This is a genomic window from Bacillus sp. FDAARGOS_1420, from assembly GCF_019344915.1.
Classification (GTDB): domain Bacteria; phylum Bacillota; class Bacilli; order Bacillales; family Bacillaceae_G; genus Bacillus_A; species Bacillus_A mycoides.
Genome location: NZ_JAHWJB010000001.1, coordinates 1,472,120 through 1,487,692, shown reverse-complemented (window position 1 = coordinate 1,487,692; position 15,573 = coordinate 1,472,120). Strand labels below are relative to the sequence as shown.

At 36.1% G+C, this 15,573-nt stretch carries 23 protein-coding genes and 1 riboswitch; of the genes, 3 read left to right on the top strand and 20 right to left on the bottom strand.

The features are described from left to right. Positions 1-38: 38 nt before the first annotated feature. From metQ (I6L50_RS07780) to I6L50_RS07730, 11 genes are all read right to left on the bottom strand, one after another. Complete coding sequence (gene metQ / locus I6L50_RS07780) at positions 39-845, bottom strand: methionine ABC transporter substrate-binding lipoprotein MetQ (protein WP_219301038.1); 807 nt, start codon at positions 843-845, stop codon at positions 39-41. A 71-nt stretch (positions 846-916) separates the two neighbouring features. Next, positions 917-1,729, bottom strand: a complete 813-nt coding sequence (gene metQ / locus I6L50_RS07775; protein ID WP_219301037.1) for a methionine ABC transporter substrate-binding lipoprotein MetQ — start codon at positions 1,727-1,729, stop codon at positions 917-919. A gap of 22 nt (positions 1,730-1,751) precedes the next feature. Continuing rightward, a complete protein-coding gene (locus I6L50_RS07770; RefSeq protein WP_085312710.1) occupies positions 1,752-2,417 on the bottom strand; it encodes a methionine ABC transporter permease in 666 nt (221 codons plus the stop codon). After that, positions 2,410-3,435: a methionine ABC transporter ATP-binding protein gene (locus I6L50_RS07765; RefSeq protein WP_219301036.1), complete on the bottom strand. Its 1,026-nt coding sequence runs from the start codon at positions 3,433-3,435 to the stop codon at positions 2,410-2,412. The genes I6L50_RS07770 and I6L50_RS07765 overlap by 8 nt, the downstream gene beginning before the upstream one ends. A gap of 177 nt (positions 3,436-3,612) precedes the next feature. Continuing rightward, a riboswitch (SAM riboswitch) is annotated at positions 3,613-3,720 on the bottom strand. Positions 3,721-3,845: 125 nt separating this feature from the next. Continuing rightward, complete coding sequence (locus tag I6L50_RS07760; protein WP_219301035.1) at positions 3,846-4,190, bottom strand: hypothetical protein; 345 nt, start codon at positions 4,188-4,190, stop codon at positions 3,846-3,848. Positions 4,191-4,342: 152 nt separating this feature from the next. Further along, positions 4,343-4,651, bottom strand: a complete 309-nt coding sequence (locus I6L50_RS07755) for a thioredoxin family protein (protein WP_002015940.1) — start codon at positions 4,649-4,651, stop codon at positions 4,343-4,345. A gap of 3 nt (positions 4,652-4,654) precedes the next feature. Beyond that, on the bottom strand, positions 4,655-4,999 hold the full coding sequence (locus I6L50_RS07750) for a toprim domain-containing protein (protein ID WP_000640865.1): 345 nt from the start codon (positions 4,997-4,999) through the stop codon (positions 4,655-4,657). Between the two features lie 65 nt (positions 5,000-5,064). Then, complete coding sequence (locus tag I6L50_RS07745; RefSeq protein ID WP_219301034.1) at positions 5,065-5,394, bottom strand: hypothetical protein; 330 nt, start codon at positions 5,392-5,394, stop codon at positions 5,065-5,067. Positions 5,395-5,495: 101 nt separating this feature from the next. After that, on the bottom strand, positions 5,496-5,879 hold the full coding sequence (gene gcvH, locus I6L50_RS07740) for a glycine cleavage system protein GcvH (protein ID WP_000026895.1): 384 nt from the start codon (positions 5,877-5,879) through the stop codon (positions 5,496-5,498). A 41-nt stretch (positions 5,880-5,920) separates the two neighbouring features. Then, the gene (locus I6L50_RS07735) at positions 5,921-6,286 is read right to left on the bottom strand and encodes an arsenate reductase family protein (RefSeq protein ID WP_002129756.1); all 366 of its coding nucleotides are present in this window, start codon (positions 6,284-6,286) and stop codon (positions 5,921-5,923) included. Between the two features lie 420 nt (positions 6,287-6,706). Beyond that, positions 6,707-7,234, bottom strand: coding sequence for a hypothetical protein (locus tag I6L50_RS07730; RefSeq protein ID WP_219301033.1), 528 nt, complete (start codon positions 7,232-7,234; stop codon positions 6,707-6,709). A 144-nt stretch (positions 7,235-7,378) separates the two neighbouring features. Here I6L50_RS07730 and I6L50_RS07725 point away from each other — a divergent pair, with 144 nt between their 5' ends. Then, positions 7,379-8,026, top strand: a complete 648-nt coding sequence (locus I6L50_RS07725; RefSeq protein WP_002143641.1) for a phosphatase PAP2 family protein — start codon at positions 7,379-7,381, stop codon at positions 8,024-8,026. A gap of 53 nt (positions 8,027-8,079) precedes the next feature. Here I6L50_RS07725 and I6L50_RS07720 read toward each other — a convergent pair whose 3' ends face one another. The 4 genes from I6L50_RS07720 to I6L50_RS07705 all read right to left on the bottom strand — a co-directional run bounded on the left by I6L50_RS07720 (position 8,080) and on the right by I6L50_RS07705 (position 10,760). After that, complete coding sequence (locus I6L50_RS07720; protein ID WP_002089394.1) at positions 8,080-9,093, bottom strand: PTS sugar transporter subunit IIC; 1,014 nt, start codon at positions 9,091-9,093, stop codon at positions 8,080-8,082. Between the two features lie 22 nt (positions 9,094-9,115). Further along, positions 9,116-10,066, bottom strand: a complete 951-nt coding sequence (locus I6L50_RS07715; RefSeq protein ID WP_431182324.1) for an L-lactate dehydrogenase — start codon at positions 10,064-10,066, stop codon at positions 9,116-9,118. Positions 10,067-10,312: 246 nt separating this feature from the next. Further along, on the bottom strand, positions 10,313-10,561 hold the full coding sequence (locus I6L50_RS07710; protein ID WP_002034620.1) for a spore coat protein: 249 nt from the start codon (positions 10,559-10,561) through the stop codon (positions 10,313-10,315). A gap of 13 nt (positions 10,562-10,574) precedes the next feature. After that, the gene (locus tag I6L50_RS07705) at positions 10,575-10,760 is read right to left on the bottom strand and encodes a hypothetical protein (RefSeq protein WP_201034464.1); all 186 of its coding nucleotides are present in this window, start codon (positions 10,758-10,760) and stop codon (positions 10,575-10,577) included. A 215-nt stretch (positions 10,761-10,975) separates the two neighbouring features. Here I6L50_RS07705 and I6L50_RS07700 point away from each other — a divergent pair, with 215 nt between their 5' ends. Both I6L50_RS07700 and I6L50_RS34725 read left to right on the top strand, forming a co-directional pair. Beyond that, positions 10,976-11,218 (top strand): hypothetical protein, encoded by a 243-nt coding sequence (locus tag I6L50_RS07700; protein WP_219301032.1) that lies wholly within the window; start codon positions 10,976-10,978, stop codon positions 11,216-11,218. Positions 11,219-11,258: 40 nt separating this feature from the next. Further along, positions 11,259-11,387, top strand: a complete 129-nt coding sequence (locus I6L50_RS34725; protein ID WP_257475357.1) for a hypothetical protein — start codon at positions 11,259-11,261, stop codon at positions 11,385-11,387. 58 nt (positions 11,388-11,445) lie between these two features. On the opposite strand, the gene I6L50_RS07695 is transcribed toward I6L50_RS34725, so the two are convergent. From I6L50_RS07695 to I6L50_RS07675, 5 genes are all read right to left on the bottom strand, one after another. After that, a complete protein-coding gene (locus I6L50_RS07695) occupies positions 11,446-11,733 on the bottom strand; it encodes a DUF2178 domain-containing protein (RefSeq protein ID WP_219301031.1) in 288 nt (95 codons plus the stop codon). Further along, on the bottom strand, positions 11,730-11,957 hold the full coding sequence (locus I6L50_RS07690) for a helix-turn-helix transcriptional regulator (RefSeq protein ID WP_219301030.1): 228 nt from the start codon (positions 11,955-11,957) through the stop codon (positions 11,730-11,732). Before I6L50_RS07690 ends, I6L50_RS07695 begins: the two co-directional genes overlap by 4 nt. Before the next feature lie 183 nt (positions 11,958-12,140). Continuing rightward, the gene (locus tag I6L50_RS07685) at positions 12,141-12,698 is read right to left on the bottom strand and encodes a TetR/AcrR family transcriptional regulator (protein WP_219301029.1); all 558 of its coding nucleotides are present in this window, start codon (positions 12,696-12,698) and stop codon (positions 12,141-12,143) included. 3 nt (positions 12,699-12,701) lie between these two features. Then, positions 12,702-13,424, bottom strand: coding sequence for an MBL fold metallo-hydrolase (locus I6L50_RS07680; protein WP_219301028.1), 723 nt, complete (start codon positions 13,422-13,424; stop codon positions 12,702-12,704). 138 nt (positions 13,425-13,562) lie between these two features. After that, a complete protein-coding gene (locus I6L50_RS07675) occupies positions 13,563-15,347 on the bottom strand; it encodes an acyl-CoA dehydrogenase family protein (protein ID WP_016102228.1) in 1,785 nt (594 codons plus the stop codon). Positions 15,348-15,573: the final 226 nt, after the last annotated feature.

Sequence of the window (15,573 nt, the reverse complement as noted above, 5' to 3'; positions counted from 1 at the left end):
GAAAAAAGGACTGGGTTATTCCCAGCCCTTTCCAGCATCTATTCGTTCACAGGAAGTACAGCACCTTTATATTCTTTGTTAATAAAATCTTGAATTTCTTTTGAATGTAGCACTTCTACTAGCTCTTTAATTTCTTTTTTCTTCTCGTCACCTTTACGAACTGCGATAATATTTGCGTAAGGAGAGTCTGATCCTTCAATTGCGATTGCATCCTTTGTTGGATTTAATTTTGCATCAATTGCGTAGTTTGAATTAATAAATAAAGCATCGCCTTCATTGTTTTCGTACAGCTTCGGTGAAAGTCCAGGCTCTACATCTGTTTTAAACTTTAAATTTTTCGGATTTTCTACAACATCTTTTACTGTTGCTTTAACAACATCTACACCGTCTTTTAATTTAATAACGCCGCCTTTTTGTAACAACGCTAACATACGGCCACGCTCAGCTACGTTATTACTCATAATAACCGTTCCTCCATCTGGAAGATCTTTTAAGCTTTTATATTTCTTAGAATAAATGCCCATTGGCTCTAAATGAATTTTTCCTGCATTTACAATTTTGTATCCTTTTTCTTGAATCTCTTTATCTAAATAAGGGATATGTTGAAAATAATTTGCATCGATTTCTTTATCAGCTAATGCCTTATTTGGTAAAACATAATCCTGGAATTTTTTTATCTCTAACTTAATGCCCTTTTTCTCTAATATTGGCTGTGCCTTTTCTAAAATAACAGCGTGCGGTATATTAGAAGCGCCAACAACAAGCTTATTCTCCTCTTTCCCCCCGCAAGCGGCTAATGTAAATACAGACAGTGCTGTAACAACTGACAATAGAATCTTTTTCATATGATGTCCCCTTCTCCCCTATAGTTATGTAGTAAAAAAAGGACCGGCATACACCAGCCCTTTTTCCGCAATTATTCTTTTACAGGAACAACTGCCCCTTTATATTCTTTAGTAATAAAGTCTTCAATTTCTTTAGAATGCAGTACTTCTATAAGAGCTTTAATCTCTTTTTTATCTTTATCGCCTTTACGAACAGCTACTACGTTTGCGTATGGAGAATCATTTCCTTCAATTGCAATCGCGTCTTTTTCTGGGTTTAATTTCGCATCAATTGCATAGTTAGAATTAATTAGAACCGCATCGCCTTCTTTATTGTTATACACTTGTGGCAATAGACCCGGCTCGATATCTGTTTTGAATTTTAAGTTTTTCGGATTATCCGCAATATCTTTTGGAGTTGCTTTAACTGGCTCTACTCCGTCTTTAATTTTTAAAATGCCTTCTTTTTGTAAAATTGCTAAACCACGACCATGATCAGTAACAGAATTACTCATAATAATTGTCGCCCCGTTTGGAAGTTCTTTTAAGCTCTTATATTTTTGAGAATACACACCAATCGGTTCTAAATGAACTTTTCCTGCTATTTCAAAGTCATATTTTTTATCTTTAATTTCTTTTTCTAAATACGGAATGTGCTGAAAGTAGTTCGCATCTAATTCTTTATCTGCTAACGATTTATTCGGTAACACGTAGTCTTGGAATTTTTTAATTTCTAACTCAATTCCTTTTTTCTCAAGTAACGGTTTTGCCTTTTCTAAAATTTCAGCGTGCGGTACGTTAGAAGCACCAACAACAAGTTTTTTTTCATCTTTATCTTTCCCGCCACAAGCAGCTAACCCAAAAATTGAAGTTGAAATAAGTGCTGTAAGTAATAATTTTTTCATTTGAAATATCCCCCTGTTTTCATTATCTTTTATCTATTCGAGTCGTTAAACTATCACCAATCCACTGAATTAAAAATACAACGAGTAATACACAAATTGTCGCAACGATTGTTACATCGTTATTTCCACGCTGGAATCCCTCTAAGTAAGCAAGTGTTCCAAGACCACCAGCACCAACAACACCTGCCATTGCTGTATAGCCTACTAAAGCAATAGTCGTAACCGTAATACCAGATACTAACGCTGGTAACGATTCTGGAATTAACACCTTCAAAATAATTGTGCTTGTTTTTGCTCCCATCGCTTTTGAAGCTTCAATTACACCTTTATCAATCTCGCGAAGCGCGATTTCAACCATTCTCGCATAAAACGGTGCTGCACCAATAATTAAAGCTGGCAGCGCTGCACTCGCTCCGAGTATTGTTCCAAGAAGAATCTTTGTGAACGGGATTAATAAAATAATTAAAATGATGAACGGTATAGAACGGAAAATGTTTACGAACGCTCCAATCACCGTATTAATCGCTTTATTTTCCCATAAATTATCTTTCGCTGTCATAAAGAGTAATAGTCCTAAAATAAGTCCTAAAACAAATGTGGCAAGCGCTGCGATTGCCGTCATATATAACGTTTCACCAGTTGCTTCTAGCATTTGATTCCAATCAACATTTGCGATTAACTTATCCATGTGCAATCACCTCCAGCTCTACTTGATCTTGATGAATTCCTTCTATTGCTTGCTGGATCGCTGTTTCTTCACCATTTAAATGAACGACTAAACTTCCGTAAGAGCCGTTATTCGTTTGCGCGATATTTCCTTGCAAAATGCTAACTTCTATATCACCGCGCTGCATTAACCTTTGAAGTACCGGTCTTTCTACCGCTTCACCGACAAACTGCAAACGAACCACTTTTCCATCTGGATATTTTTCTATTAAACTTTCAATCGTTTCATTCGTATCTTCAGAATCCGTTAATTGCTGTACGAAGCGTTTTGTAATGTCCTTCTGCGGGTTACGGAATACGTCAAGTACTGGACCTGTTTCTACGATCTTCCCTTTCTCCATTACAGCAACTCGATTACAAATCTTCCGAATCACGTGCATCTCATGTGTAATTAATACAATTGTTAAGTTGAGGCGCTTATTAATGTCTAATAATAAATCTAAAATTTGATCCGTCGTTTCTGGATCAAGAGCTGAAGTTGCTTCATCACATAAAAGTACTTGTGGATTATTTGCTAACGCTCTTGCAATCCCGACGCGCTGCTTTTGTCCACCACTTAACTGAGATGGATATGCGTCTCCTTTTCCTTCTAATCCAACGAGATGAATTAACTCATCAACACGTTTTCTTCTCTTCGCCTTATCCACACCCGAAATTTCAAGTGGGAATTCGATATTTTCGCGTACAGTTCGTGACCAAAGTAAGTTGAAGTGCTGAAAAATCATTCCGATTTCTTGTCTTGCCTTACGAAGTTCACTTCCTGTAATTGCTGAAATTACACGATTTGCGATTGTAATTTGACCAGACGTTGGTTTCTCTAACTGATTAAACAATCTAATTAAAGAACTTTTCCCAGCGCCACTATATCCGATAACACCAAATATTTCGCCTTTCTCTATTTGTAAGTTGGCGTTATCTACAGCAGTGACATCACCGCTTTTTGCCTTATATATTTTCTTTACATTTTCTAATAAAATCATGATGTTCACCCCTATTTTGTTTGGATAGACTCCGCATTTTTTGTTTTTGATGCGTGTAGTCCATCGTTATAGCTCCTCTTATTATTTGAATGTCCTCCGCATTCAAACGACAAAAAACCTTTCCGCTTCTAGAGAAGCAGAAAGGTTTATATGCGTATATAACAACATTATCCCTCTCTCTCATCTCTCAAAGCATTTGCTTTGCAGGAATTGGCACCATTTCAACATAAGTTGACGGTTGCCGGGCTTCACAGGGCACAGTCCCTCCACCTCTCTTAATAAGAGAAATCAGATTAAATTTTCGTCTGATTTAAAATTTATGAAATTGTCTATATTTTATGAATTGAATTGTATCAATATCCACACGCTCTGTCAACAGAAATTTTCGTAAAAAAAGAAACTTCAGAATTTTAAGCTCCGACTGACATCGGTTTACATATATGAAACATCGATTCAACTAATAACATCGTTCGATACGTTCCAGAATATTGTACCCGTCCATCACTCATTAACGCTTGCAACCTCATATTTCCAGTCACTAATTTTTGTACATCCTCTTCCTCTAAACAAACGATTTGTTCCGTTCCTCTCGCCTCTTTCAAAAGTTCTATATAATCTCTTGAAATTTGTAACGAACAGCATTCATCTCCAAAACGAAAATTAACAGTTCTTTCTCCTTGCCTTAAAAGCGGTTCTAAATGATATTGACCATTAGCGTAATTTACAAATGATTGAAGCAAAGAATATAATTTCATCCTAAACCACATCCCTCATATCACTTTCTATTACATACCATTCCCTCTTATTAAAGGGCAATCCTGTTATTTTCGCTCGACAAATACTGTATCTATCACGCATGTCGACATATTTCCCAAGAAATATGTCGAGGCGGCAAAAACTTTGCCGCCTACTTTAATTCCGTATATAAATATTCAACCGAATGAAATGCATATATTTTCTTCATCAGTGTCCCATTTTCAAAAATAAGTAAACACGGTACACTTTCTATCCCATACTCTTTCGCTAAATGCGGGGCATAATTTAAATCTAACATTCCAATTTTCAAATCTTCAATCGTCATCTCAACGACCGTTAACATCTTCTTTGCTAATTGGCATGTTCCACACATTGGTGTATACACATATAACACTGTTTTTTCTTCATTTCCTATTAGGGCTGTAGCTTCGGCACCTGTCCAATCAATCACTTCTATCATTCCTTACCGTAAATATTCTGTATAAACGTCAATGTCTGCTCCCCATAATACATTTGCTAAATGTGAAGAAGGTGCAGTCGCCACCTCGCGATACGAGCGATCAATATAAATATGCTCTGCTTGCGGAAATTCTTTTCGGAATTGTTTCCTTAACTTTTCTCCTGCATCATCAGCATCCACTAGCACATATACGTCCTTATCAAAAAATTGATCAATGAGCTCATCCATTTTCGACAAACCAATTGTACCATTTGTACAAACAATTTCCACTGGTTCACGAATAATAGATTCAATCTTTCTTCTATCCGATTTACCTTCTACAATAATGACTTTTTCCACATAAATCATATGTCATCACCCGATCACCATATACTATACAACCTTTAACTTAGTATATAGTATATTCGTTATTTTCATGTTGTTTCCTGTTTATTTTTGCAAAAGAAAAGCGGAAGCGGCTTGCTCAGAACAAGAGGGCTTTGGAACTCCTGAACTAGAGGCGCTCTTTGCCTCAAGTGAAGGAGTGAAATGACCGACTGTTCTAGCCGCTGGAGCTGGATCACAACGAAAAGCGCAAGCGGCTTGCTCAGATTGTGAGGGGGATGGAGCTTCTGACGTAAAGGCGCTTTTTGCCTTGTAGGAAGAAGCGAAGCCACCGAACAATCTAGCCGCTGGAGCTGGATCACAACGAAAAGCGCAAGCGGCTTGCTCAGCATGAAGCCTCCATGAAAAAAGTTTTTCAAAAACGTTCTCCTACATAATAATTAATATATATGTTTTTAAATTCATTATGTACACAACATAAAAAAGGACAGCACAAAGGCTGTCCTTTAGTCGACTATAATTAGTCTTGGTTTGTCATTTCTGCATATTTTTCTGCAGTTAATAACTTCTCAACTTGGCTTGCATCAGAAAGTTCAACTTTAACCATCCATGCACCCTCGTATGGAGATTCGTTAACTAGTTCTGGTTGGTCACTTAATTCTTCGTTTACTGCTACAACTTTACCACTTACAGGTGCGTATAATTCAGAAACTGTTTTAACAGATTCTACGCTTCCGAATGGCTCGTCAGCTTGGATTGTTGCACCTACTTCAGGAAGTTCAACGAATACGATATCGCCTAACTCACCTTGCGCAAAATGAGTAATACCGATAACAACCGCATTACCTTCTGTTTTTACCCATTCGTGTTCTTCAGAGTAACGTAAATTATTTGGAATGCTCATGACTGTACCTCCAGTGAATGTATTAATTATGTAAAAATACCTTATTGGTACTTTTTCCACACACTTTCAAACTGCTCTTCGTTAAAACCAAGTGTTACACTCGTTCCATCTGTTACAATTGGACGTTTAATTAACATGCCATCAGATGCTAAAAGCTCATACATTTCGTCTTCGCTTGCATCCTTTAACTTATCTTTTAAACCAAGTTCGCGGTAACGCATTCCACTTGTATTAAAGAATTTTTTTAATGGTAATTCACTTTTCTCATGTAAATTACGTAAATCTTCTTTTGACGGTGGATTTTCAACAATATGAATCATCTCATATGCTACATCGTTTGCCTCAAACCATTTCTTTGCTTTTTGACATGTGCCACATTTTGGATATGAATAAAATGTTACTGTCATAAATTCACCTACTTTTTTACTAACCTTTACCTTTATCATATAGAAAACATTTTATTATTTCAAACGATTATTCGCTAAACTTTTACTTATTTCGTGATAATTTTTAATAATCCTGCTAATTTTTCTTATTTTTCCGCCATTTATTAAGAAAAAATAAATATATAATTTTTTTAAAATTTTTTCTCATCCCACGCCGAACATATATCTTAAACAAACGTTTGATTAATTTCATATTTTTCTACCTCGACCTTTGGAATACGTAGATTCTTTTATACCGAACATATACCTTAAACAAACGTTTGATTAATTTCATGTTTTTCTACCCCAACCTTCGGAATACATGAATTCTTCCATACCGAACATACATCTTAAACAAACGTTTATTTAAAAATAAAAAGAGCCCTTTTACAGGCCCCTTCATCATCGACTTAAATAGTCCGAAATGGTTTGAAATACTACTATATACATATTATGAATACTTTCTTCTGTATTTCCACCATTCGATAAACCTACTCCCCATTGTTGCCCTTCGCCACTTCCAATATTTGCAAAACCTTGCGCGTACATAGCATTTACATCTTTTCGTGCACTGTTATACTCTATCCCTTTTGTAATAAAAGTTGAATATGATTTATCTTGTAAACCAATAAAAAACACTGGTTTCTTTAGCGATGAAAATACATCTTTATACTGCTCTTTCGAAGCTTCTTGAAAGTGCTCTTTCATTATTAGAAAACCATCTACTGCTCCAGATTCCTTTTTCAGTTCTTCTAACTTAACGTTTTCAAACTTTATATTTCTAAATGTATCTTTCGGCTTTTCACCAACAACTCCAATTACGAGTGCTCTCCCGTTATATTCTAAATTCTCTCCTTCTTTATCTTTTGCACACCCAGTACTCACTAGGCATAACAATATAAAAACTAAGAAATACAGTGAACGCTTCATATAGCACCCTCCCCCTCTTTTAAGTCAAGTGACAAAAATGTAAGGTGAATTCAAGAAAATGTAAGTAAAATCGATAGCCCAATTGGATTTTCTATATTATAATCAATTGAATTTATTTACATTACTAAAACATAGGAGCTTATCATGAAGAAATTTAAACTTTCATCTCTTCTTCCGTTAAGTTATATACTTCTACTCGTACTCGTAAGTCCCCTTTACGATGTATTAAATAAATCTACTGTTCACGCAGTAGATGTCACAACTGTAGTAGATGATTGGATTCCATTTGTCAAAGCATTTATTATTCCTTACTTACTTTGGTTTCCATACTTATACGGTGCACTTATTTATTACTGTTTTGCTGATCGAAAGCAATATTATGTCACTTTAAGTAGTGTAATTCTTGGAAAACTTGCTTGTTTTTCGATTTATTTTTTTTGGCAGACAACTGTACCACGCCCAACCGTCGTTGGAACAGATGTATTTTCCGAACTAGTCCGCTATATTTATAGTATTGATCATCCAGTAAACTGCTTCCCAAGCATTCATGTCCTTACGACATTTGTAATTATGTTAGCTGCCTTTAAGCGCAAGGAACAGCATACTTTGGAATATTACATCCTTACTTTCTTCGGTACGCTTATTATTTTATCAACATTATTTACGAAGCAGCATGCATTTGTAGACGCCATTTCTGGAATGACGCTTGCAAGCGTACTTTACTTCGGCGTTCAGTTGTTATTAGCAAAAGAAACCGTACGTGTTCCAGTAAAACAAAATCAAAAAATGTAAAAAGCAGACTGTTGCTTCAGTCTGCTTTTCTCTATATTAAGGAGATTTTCAAATTAAGATTGTGGTACAGTCATGTCACCAGAATGAATACGACCTGCTTTTTTAAGAGCAATGTAAAGTATATAAGAAACAGCTACTGGAATGATGATATAAGTGATTACCATCGCTGGGACAACTTCCCACCCTTGGCTGGAAATTAAATTAATTGGTGCGATAAGAGAGCTTAATCCAAGACCTGCAATTTCTTTTCCTGCTTCCAGTTGGAAAATTAGTGCCGATACTGGGCCAACTATTGCACTGGCGACGACAGTTGGGACGAGAATCATTGGATTTTTAGTAATGTTCGGTAACTGCACTTTTGGAGTACAAAGTGCCTGGGCTAATATGCCACCTAAGTTATTTTCTTTCGCTGAAATAACAGAGAATCCGATAAATTGAGCAACACATCCTGCAAGTGCTGCACCGCCTGCAACACCGTCTAAGCTAAGCGCTATCGCTAACGCAGCTGATGAAGCTGGAGAGATAAGTAACAATCCCCAAACTACAGCAATCACGATAGAAGCGATAAACGGGCTACCAGCTGAACTATCTTTAATGAATGCTCCAACTGTATTTAAAACTGGGCTAATATTTTGAGCTAACCAAATACCGACTAAACCAGAACCTAATATTGCTGCAAATGGAACGAGCATCATATCTAAAGCAGTTTTTCCACTTAATCGTTTACCAATATAAACTGCTAAAGTCGCTGTTAATAATGCACCGATTGGTTCACCTGTTTTAATGATGAGACCAGCTTCAGTAATTGAAATGGAACCTGCTCCAATTGCTCCAGCTACCATTGCTGAGAAAATTACGAGTCCGTTTGCACCGAGCATAAAGGCAATCCCGGCTCCAATTGCTGGTGCCATAAGTGATTTTGCAACAACTCCGATTGTAATAAGTAATGGGATATCAACAATTCTTCCTATATTTTCGATCAGTAAACCAATTCCAAGGGATACGAAAATACCCTGTGCGATTCCGGCTGAAGCTTTAAACACACGAGACATTATATATTCCTTCATTTGTTTCACCTTCTCCTATAATTTAGTAACCAATTGTTTTCATATAATCGCGTAAAACATCGTTTGATTTTGCAAAGCGACTTTCTTCATCTTCTGATAAGTTTAGTTCTACCACTTCTCTTATACCATCTCTAGTAATAATTGCTGGTACTCCTGTACAAATATCGTATTCGCCATATTCACCATCTAAAATGGCTGAAACAGCGATAACACGGTGATCATCATTGAAAATTGAGCGAGCGATATAAGCTAAAGAATTTCCGATTCCGTAATAAGTAGTTCCTTTGCGCTTATAAATTTCCCATCCAGCTTTTGCAGTCTTCTCAACGATTTCATCTAAATCTATTTCACCAAATTGGTCTTTTTTCTCTTCTAAAATTTGTAAAATCGACTTTCCACCAACAGTTACGTGAGACCAAGCAACCATTTGAGAATCACCATGTTCTCCTAATGAATACCCATGAATACTACGAGGATCTACATGTAACATTTCAGATAAAATTGTTCTTAAGCGAGAAGAATCTAGTGATGTACCAGTACCTATCACACGATTTCTAGGTAATCCAGATAATTTCCACACTTGATATGTAATAATATCAACTGGGTTCGATGCGAGTAAGAAAATACCATCAAATCCACTTTCCATTACGCCGCCAACAATGCTTTCCATAATCTTTGCACTTGCTCCTAAAGTGTCTAAACGGCTTTGTCCAGGTTTTGGCGCTGGTCCTGCTGTAATAATTACAATGTCCATATCTTTGCAGTCTTCATAACTTCCTGCATATACTTTTGTTCTTGTATTTGTAAAGTTAATGCAGTGCGATAAATCCATCGCTTCTCCAACTGCTCGTTCATGATTTATATCAATTAATAATAATTCTTCACATATGCCTTGATTCACAATTGAATACGCACAGCTCGATCCAACTAATCCAGTACCAATAATTGCAATTTTTCTTGTGTTTCTATTCATAGCAATCTCTCCTAATCGATCATGTAATCTATTTCTTTTGTTCTTTACACTCCTAATTATAAAGATTCCCACGATAGAAACCATGGATGCTTTGTGAAACATTGAACAAACTTTTGTCCTTTTTGTGAATTGTTATATTCAATTTTCATCATATTTGTTACAACTGAAAAAATATTTTTTATGTATTTATTGACATATACCAAACAAAAAAACGAGCGAATCCATTCGCTCGTTTCATTCATCATACTATTCCGCACTTAATTGACTTTTTAATTGCTGTACAATCATTGGATTAGCAGGCGCTGCCGGCTTATAATAACTTTTTTGCTTTGCGTATTCATACATATTACGTTGACGGGATTCATCTTGATTACGAATTTGAATTAACGTTTGATGTAACTGTTCATTATCAGACTGAGAAATATAATTTGCATAACTTGTTAAACTTGAGTTTAACCCTGCTAAATAATCATTTACCATATCTTTTTCATTCATTTCTCTCTTCCTCCTATCCTAGAAAATTCATTAATTGCTGTTTCGTATTTCGTGCATCTTGTGCATCCTTTTGTAGCATTTGCTTTAGCTGTGGATCTGTACAAGCCTGTGCATACTGGTCCAATTTGTTAATAATCGTCGCATGTCCACCAATTAAATGACGTAAGTTTTCAACTTCAAGCTCTGTTAAGTTTTGCATAAAATACTCCTACCTTTCTTTGTTCATTCACCATTTATTATTTGATTCTTTTTAAATCGTATTCATTAAAAACTTTTTTAAATCCCTTTCATACTCAAACCAACTACATCTATTTATTTAAATGAACTTTTGTTATAATAACAGAATAATACGAATGTTTGAAATAAGAATTGTAACATCTGCTAACAAATAAACCATATTAAGAAGGTGTGCTTATGCAAAAAAAGTTTAAAGTTATCTTCTTTATTGTTTATGCAATCCTATATATGAAATTATTAATTGATATATTAACTTCAAAACCATTACTCACTTCTATACCGTTACATATGTTATTTCTCATTTGTTTCTTATTTATAGCACTTAACAATTATAAAAATCGTAACAATACATTTTTCCTAATATTTATTAGTGCGACTCTATTAGTAAGTGTTAGTTTAATTAAAATCACGATTTTATAAACCTCTTACCAATTTATCTACATACAAAGGAGCAATGACTATGAAAATCCATAACTTCCTTACAAACACTCAAAAAAATTATGATCCGAATCCAAGCCAAGACCCTTTCGTATTTATGTTTTTCAACTTCTTATTAGCAATATATACATTTCTAAAGCCTGCAAAATAATATCATTTAACTAAAAAGAGCCGTTTACAAATACATATGTAAAACAGCTCTTTTCCCGTTAATATCTTCTTTTCAAAACTACGATAGTTAAAGCATACGAACAAAGTACTCCAGCTAATAAAAATGCATTTGCTAACTTATACTGTTCGCCTGTCAATGAATATAGATTCCCGATTAAAAAGATAACTAAATATAGAAATAAAAATACAAACAATGAAATTTTAGCTGCATTCCCTGTAATATGCTCGCCTCTTTCATCTTCCCCCTCATTCTTCTGAAAACGTGTTGAATATAAAACACCTATTAGTCCTGCTACTGAAATTATTATCCCTACTACAACACTCATTCCGTTTCCCCCTCTATCTTATATTGAAAAACTTCATGAAACTCCTTACCTAAAATATGCGCAATTTCAAAAGCTAAAATTAAAGATGGATTGTAACGATTCGCTTCAATTGAGGCGATCGTTTGTCTACTTACCCCAGCTTTGTTCGCTAAATCCGTTTGTGACCAGCGTTTTTCTGCTCTAAGTACAACGAGATTATTTTGTAAATTCCCATTCTGTTTCATAACCTCTCCTTTTTTTACATTATTTTCTATATTTTTATTGTAATTTATTTTTAACATCATGTAAACTATCTTTAACATCAGTAAAGTAAAACTTTAATCCGCCCACCTACCGTTCTTTTGAAATCATATGCACTAAAAAACCTTAGAATCGATTCTAAGGTTTCCGGGTGTCTCGCTACCTATTCAATCTCGCATTACATGTAATCCTTTAATAAACGTCTCCAATAATACATGTAAACTTGTATCTAAATCTAGCGGCAAACCAAATCCACCCTGCTGTTCAATCGACGCAAATCCATGACAAATACTTCTAAATCCTCGCGTCGCATGAAGTGCACTCTCTCCCTCTAAGCCGTATTGTTGTAAAACCTGAAGACAAAGCTTTACAATTCCGTCACCTGCTTTTCTTACTTCTTCATCTCGTAAAAAAGTTGCTTCATACAGTCCAGGGTGTTTGCGGACGAATGCTACATACGCTTCTCCTAAAGAATGAATTGCTTCGTCCATCCGGTTACCCTCGGCCGCTTCTTCCAGTCTGTTATGCAGCTGTTTTATTCCGTAAATACCAAGATTTTTCCGTACATCTTGTAAACCTTTCACATGATTGTATAGCGAGGGAGAACGTATCCCTAACCTTTGTGCTAATGAAGCTAACGTTACTTCTTGTATTCCATTTGTATCTGCAATTTCGGCCGCTGTTTCTACAATTTTCTGTAATGTAAGTCCGATTCTCGGTGACATAAATTAACCTTCTTTCATACTTTCTATATTCCGCTTAGCTTCCTTAATAGCAAGTTTTATGACAGTGCCTGGATCCTTTATCATTTTCCCATGTCCTGCCGCAAGCAAGGAAGGCTCATATTCGCTTAGCTTCTCTGCACTTTGTAATGATATTTCTTTGCACCACGTTGCCATCGCAGGAAACGGAAACCAAAATTTCATTTGACCCGAAACAGCCATACCTCCTCTTGTTTGGAATGCATCCCCGACAATAAGAGCTTTATTTCGTACATCAAGAAACGACATGGATCCTGGCGTATGTCCCGGTGTCATAATCGCAAGAAGTGATCCAACTCGGTCGCCATCTTCCAATAAAACATCAGGTACCGTTTTTACCTTTTTAGGTACACCGCCTTTTATCGGTATATTCGGTTCATCCTCTTGTAACGTCGTATCTCCCTCTAACAGCTTTGCGTCCCGCTTAGAAATATAGACTGGAACATTAGGAAGTACTTCCTTTAATGCGTCTAGTGCACCGATATGATCATCATGCGCATGTGTTAATACAATCTTAGTAATGGGTTTCCCTATGTTCTCAGCCGCCTGTAAAATACCTTTTGCGCTATATGGCAAAGCCGCATCAATTAAAGTTAAACTATCTTCTTCCTCCACAAAGTAACAATTCACAGGAAACACTCTTGGTAAAAATGACAATTGATATACCGTTTTTTCATGTATCATTCTCATATTTCCAGCTCCCTTTCCGAAAAAACTAATGCTATTAGTTTCATTATACTAATGGCATTAGTTTTATGTCACTAAAAATTTCATTTTTTCAAAAAAAAGAACAGTAGTCGTATAAACGACTACTGTTCTTTACAGGTATTAAACTGTATAACGCTCATCTTCTAAAATTTTTGCAGCAATTTCACGTTTCTTCGGAATTACGTTAAGTGGTGTGTGGCGAGTTAATTTACGTAATGATGATAACATCATGCGCAGCATGTCGCCATTTTCAACTGCGATAAGTGTTTCTTTCGCATCTGCTTCGATTTCGTTGAATGCTTCTTGGCAGAATACTTCAGTGTATAACACTTTTTGTTTATTCTTTTCAAGACCAGTTGTTTTAATTGCTTTTTCTGTACGAAGAACAGCTGACTCCATTGCGTAAAGGTTACTTACGATATCAGCGATATTCACAAGAATTTCTTGCTCTTTATCTAATGCTTTACCGTATTTTTGAGCAGCTAATCCAGCTACCATTAAGCCAATTTTCTTCGCGTTAGTTACTAAATATTTTTGAAGTGCTAATGGCTCATCGCCTACTTCTTCTGGCATCATCATCATTAACTCTTCTTGTAATTTTTGTGCTTTTTGAAGAAGTGGTAATTCACCTTTCATCGCTTTACGTAAGAACGTACCTGGTACGATTAGGCGGTTAATTTCGTTCGTTCCTTCGAAAATACGGTTAATACGAGAATCGCGGTACATTCTTTCAATCTCGTACTCTGCCATAAATCCGTAACCACCGTGAATTTGAACACCTTCATCTACTGTATAATCTAGCACTTCAGAACCGAATACTTTATTTAAAGAGCACTCGATTGCATATTCAGCGATAGAAGCTGCTACTGCTTTACCGTCTTTTACTTCTTCTTCAGATAATGTGCTCATGCGGCTTTCGAATAAACCTACTGTACGATATACAGAGCTTTCAGCTGCATATGTTTTCGCTGCCATATTCGCAAGTTTCTCTTGAATTAATGGGAAGCGAGCGATTGGTTGTTTGAATTGTTGACGTTGATTTGCATATTGTGCTGAAATTTCTACTGCACGTTTCGCAGATCCAACTGTACCAACACCTAATTTATAACGGCCGATATTTAAAATGTTGAACGCGATAATATGGCCTTTACCGATTTCACCAAGTAAGTTTTCTTTCGGTACTAATGCATCTTCTAAAATTAACGTACGAGTTGAAGAACATTTAATACCCATTTTCTTTTCTTCTGGGCTTGTAGATACACCAGCATATTCTTTCTCTACGATAAATGCTGAGAAGTGCTCACCGTCTATTTTTGCGTATACGATAAATACGTCAGCAAATGCAGAGTTTGTAATCCATTGTTTTTCACCATTTAATACGTAATGCGTACCTTCTGCATTTAAACGTGCAGTTGTTTTTGCACCTAATGCGTCAGATCCTGAACCTGGCTCTGTTAATGCGTATGCCGCTAATTTTTCACCAGTTGCAAGTAATGGTAAATACTTTTTCTTTTGCTCTTCGTTACCGAATAATACGATTGGTAAAGATCCGATACCTACGTGAGCACCGTGAGTGATTGCAAAACCACCAGCGCGCGAGAATTTCTCTGCGATTAACGCTGAGCTTACTTTATCAAGACCAATTCCGCCGTACTCTTCTGGTACGTCAGCGCCTAGTAAACCAAGTTCACCCGCTTCTTTTAAAAGACGCACAGAACGATCAAATTCGTGTTGCTCTAAATATTCAAGCTCTGGAAGAACTTCATTTACGATAAAGTCCTCTGTCGTTTTTGCAATCATTTTATGCTCAGATGAAAAATCTTCTGGCGTAAATACTTGATCAATCGTAATCTCCTCTACTAAAAAGCTACCGCCTTTAACCGCATTTCCTACTGTTTTTTCCATGAAAATTTCCTCCTTTATATTTTCATAAGCCGCTTCTCTCATTTTGAAAGAAGCTGGCTCTCATTTTTTTATAAACCTTTGTTGCTTCCATTCTTTGCTTTAGCGCCCTCTCGTTTAGAACGAGCGCTTCCACTTTTTTTAATCTAGTTCCGGTGGCTAAAACAGTCGGTCGTTTCACCCCTTCCTGTGAGGCAAAAAACGCCTCTTCGTCAGGGCTTCCAACGCC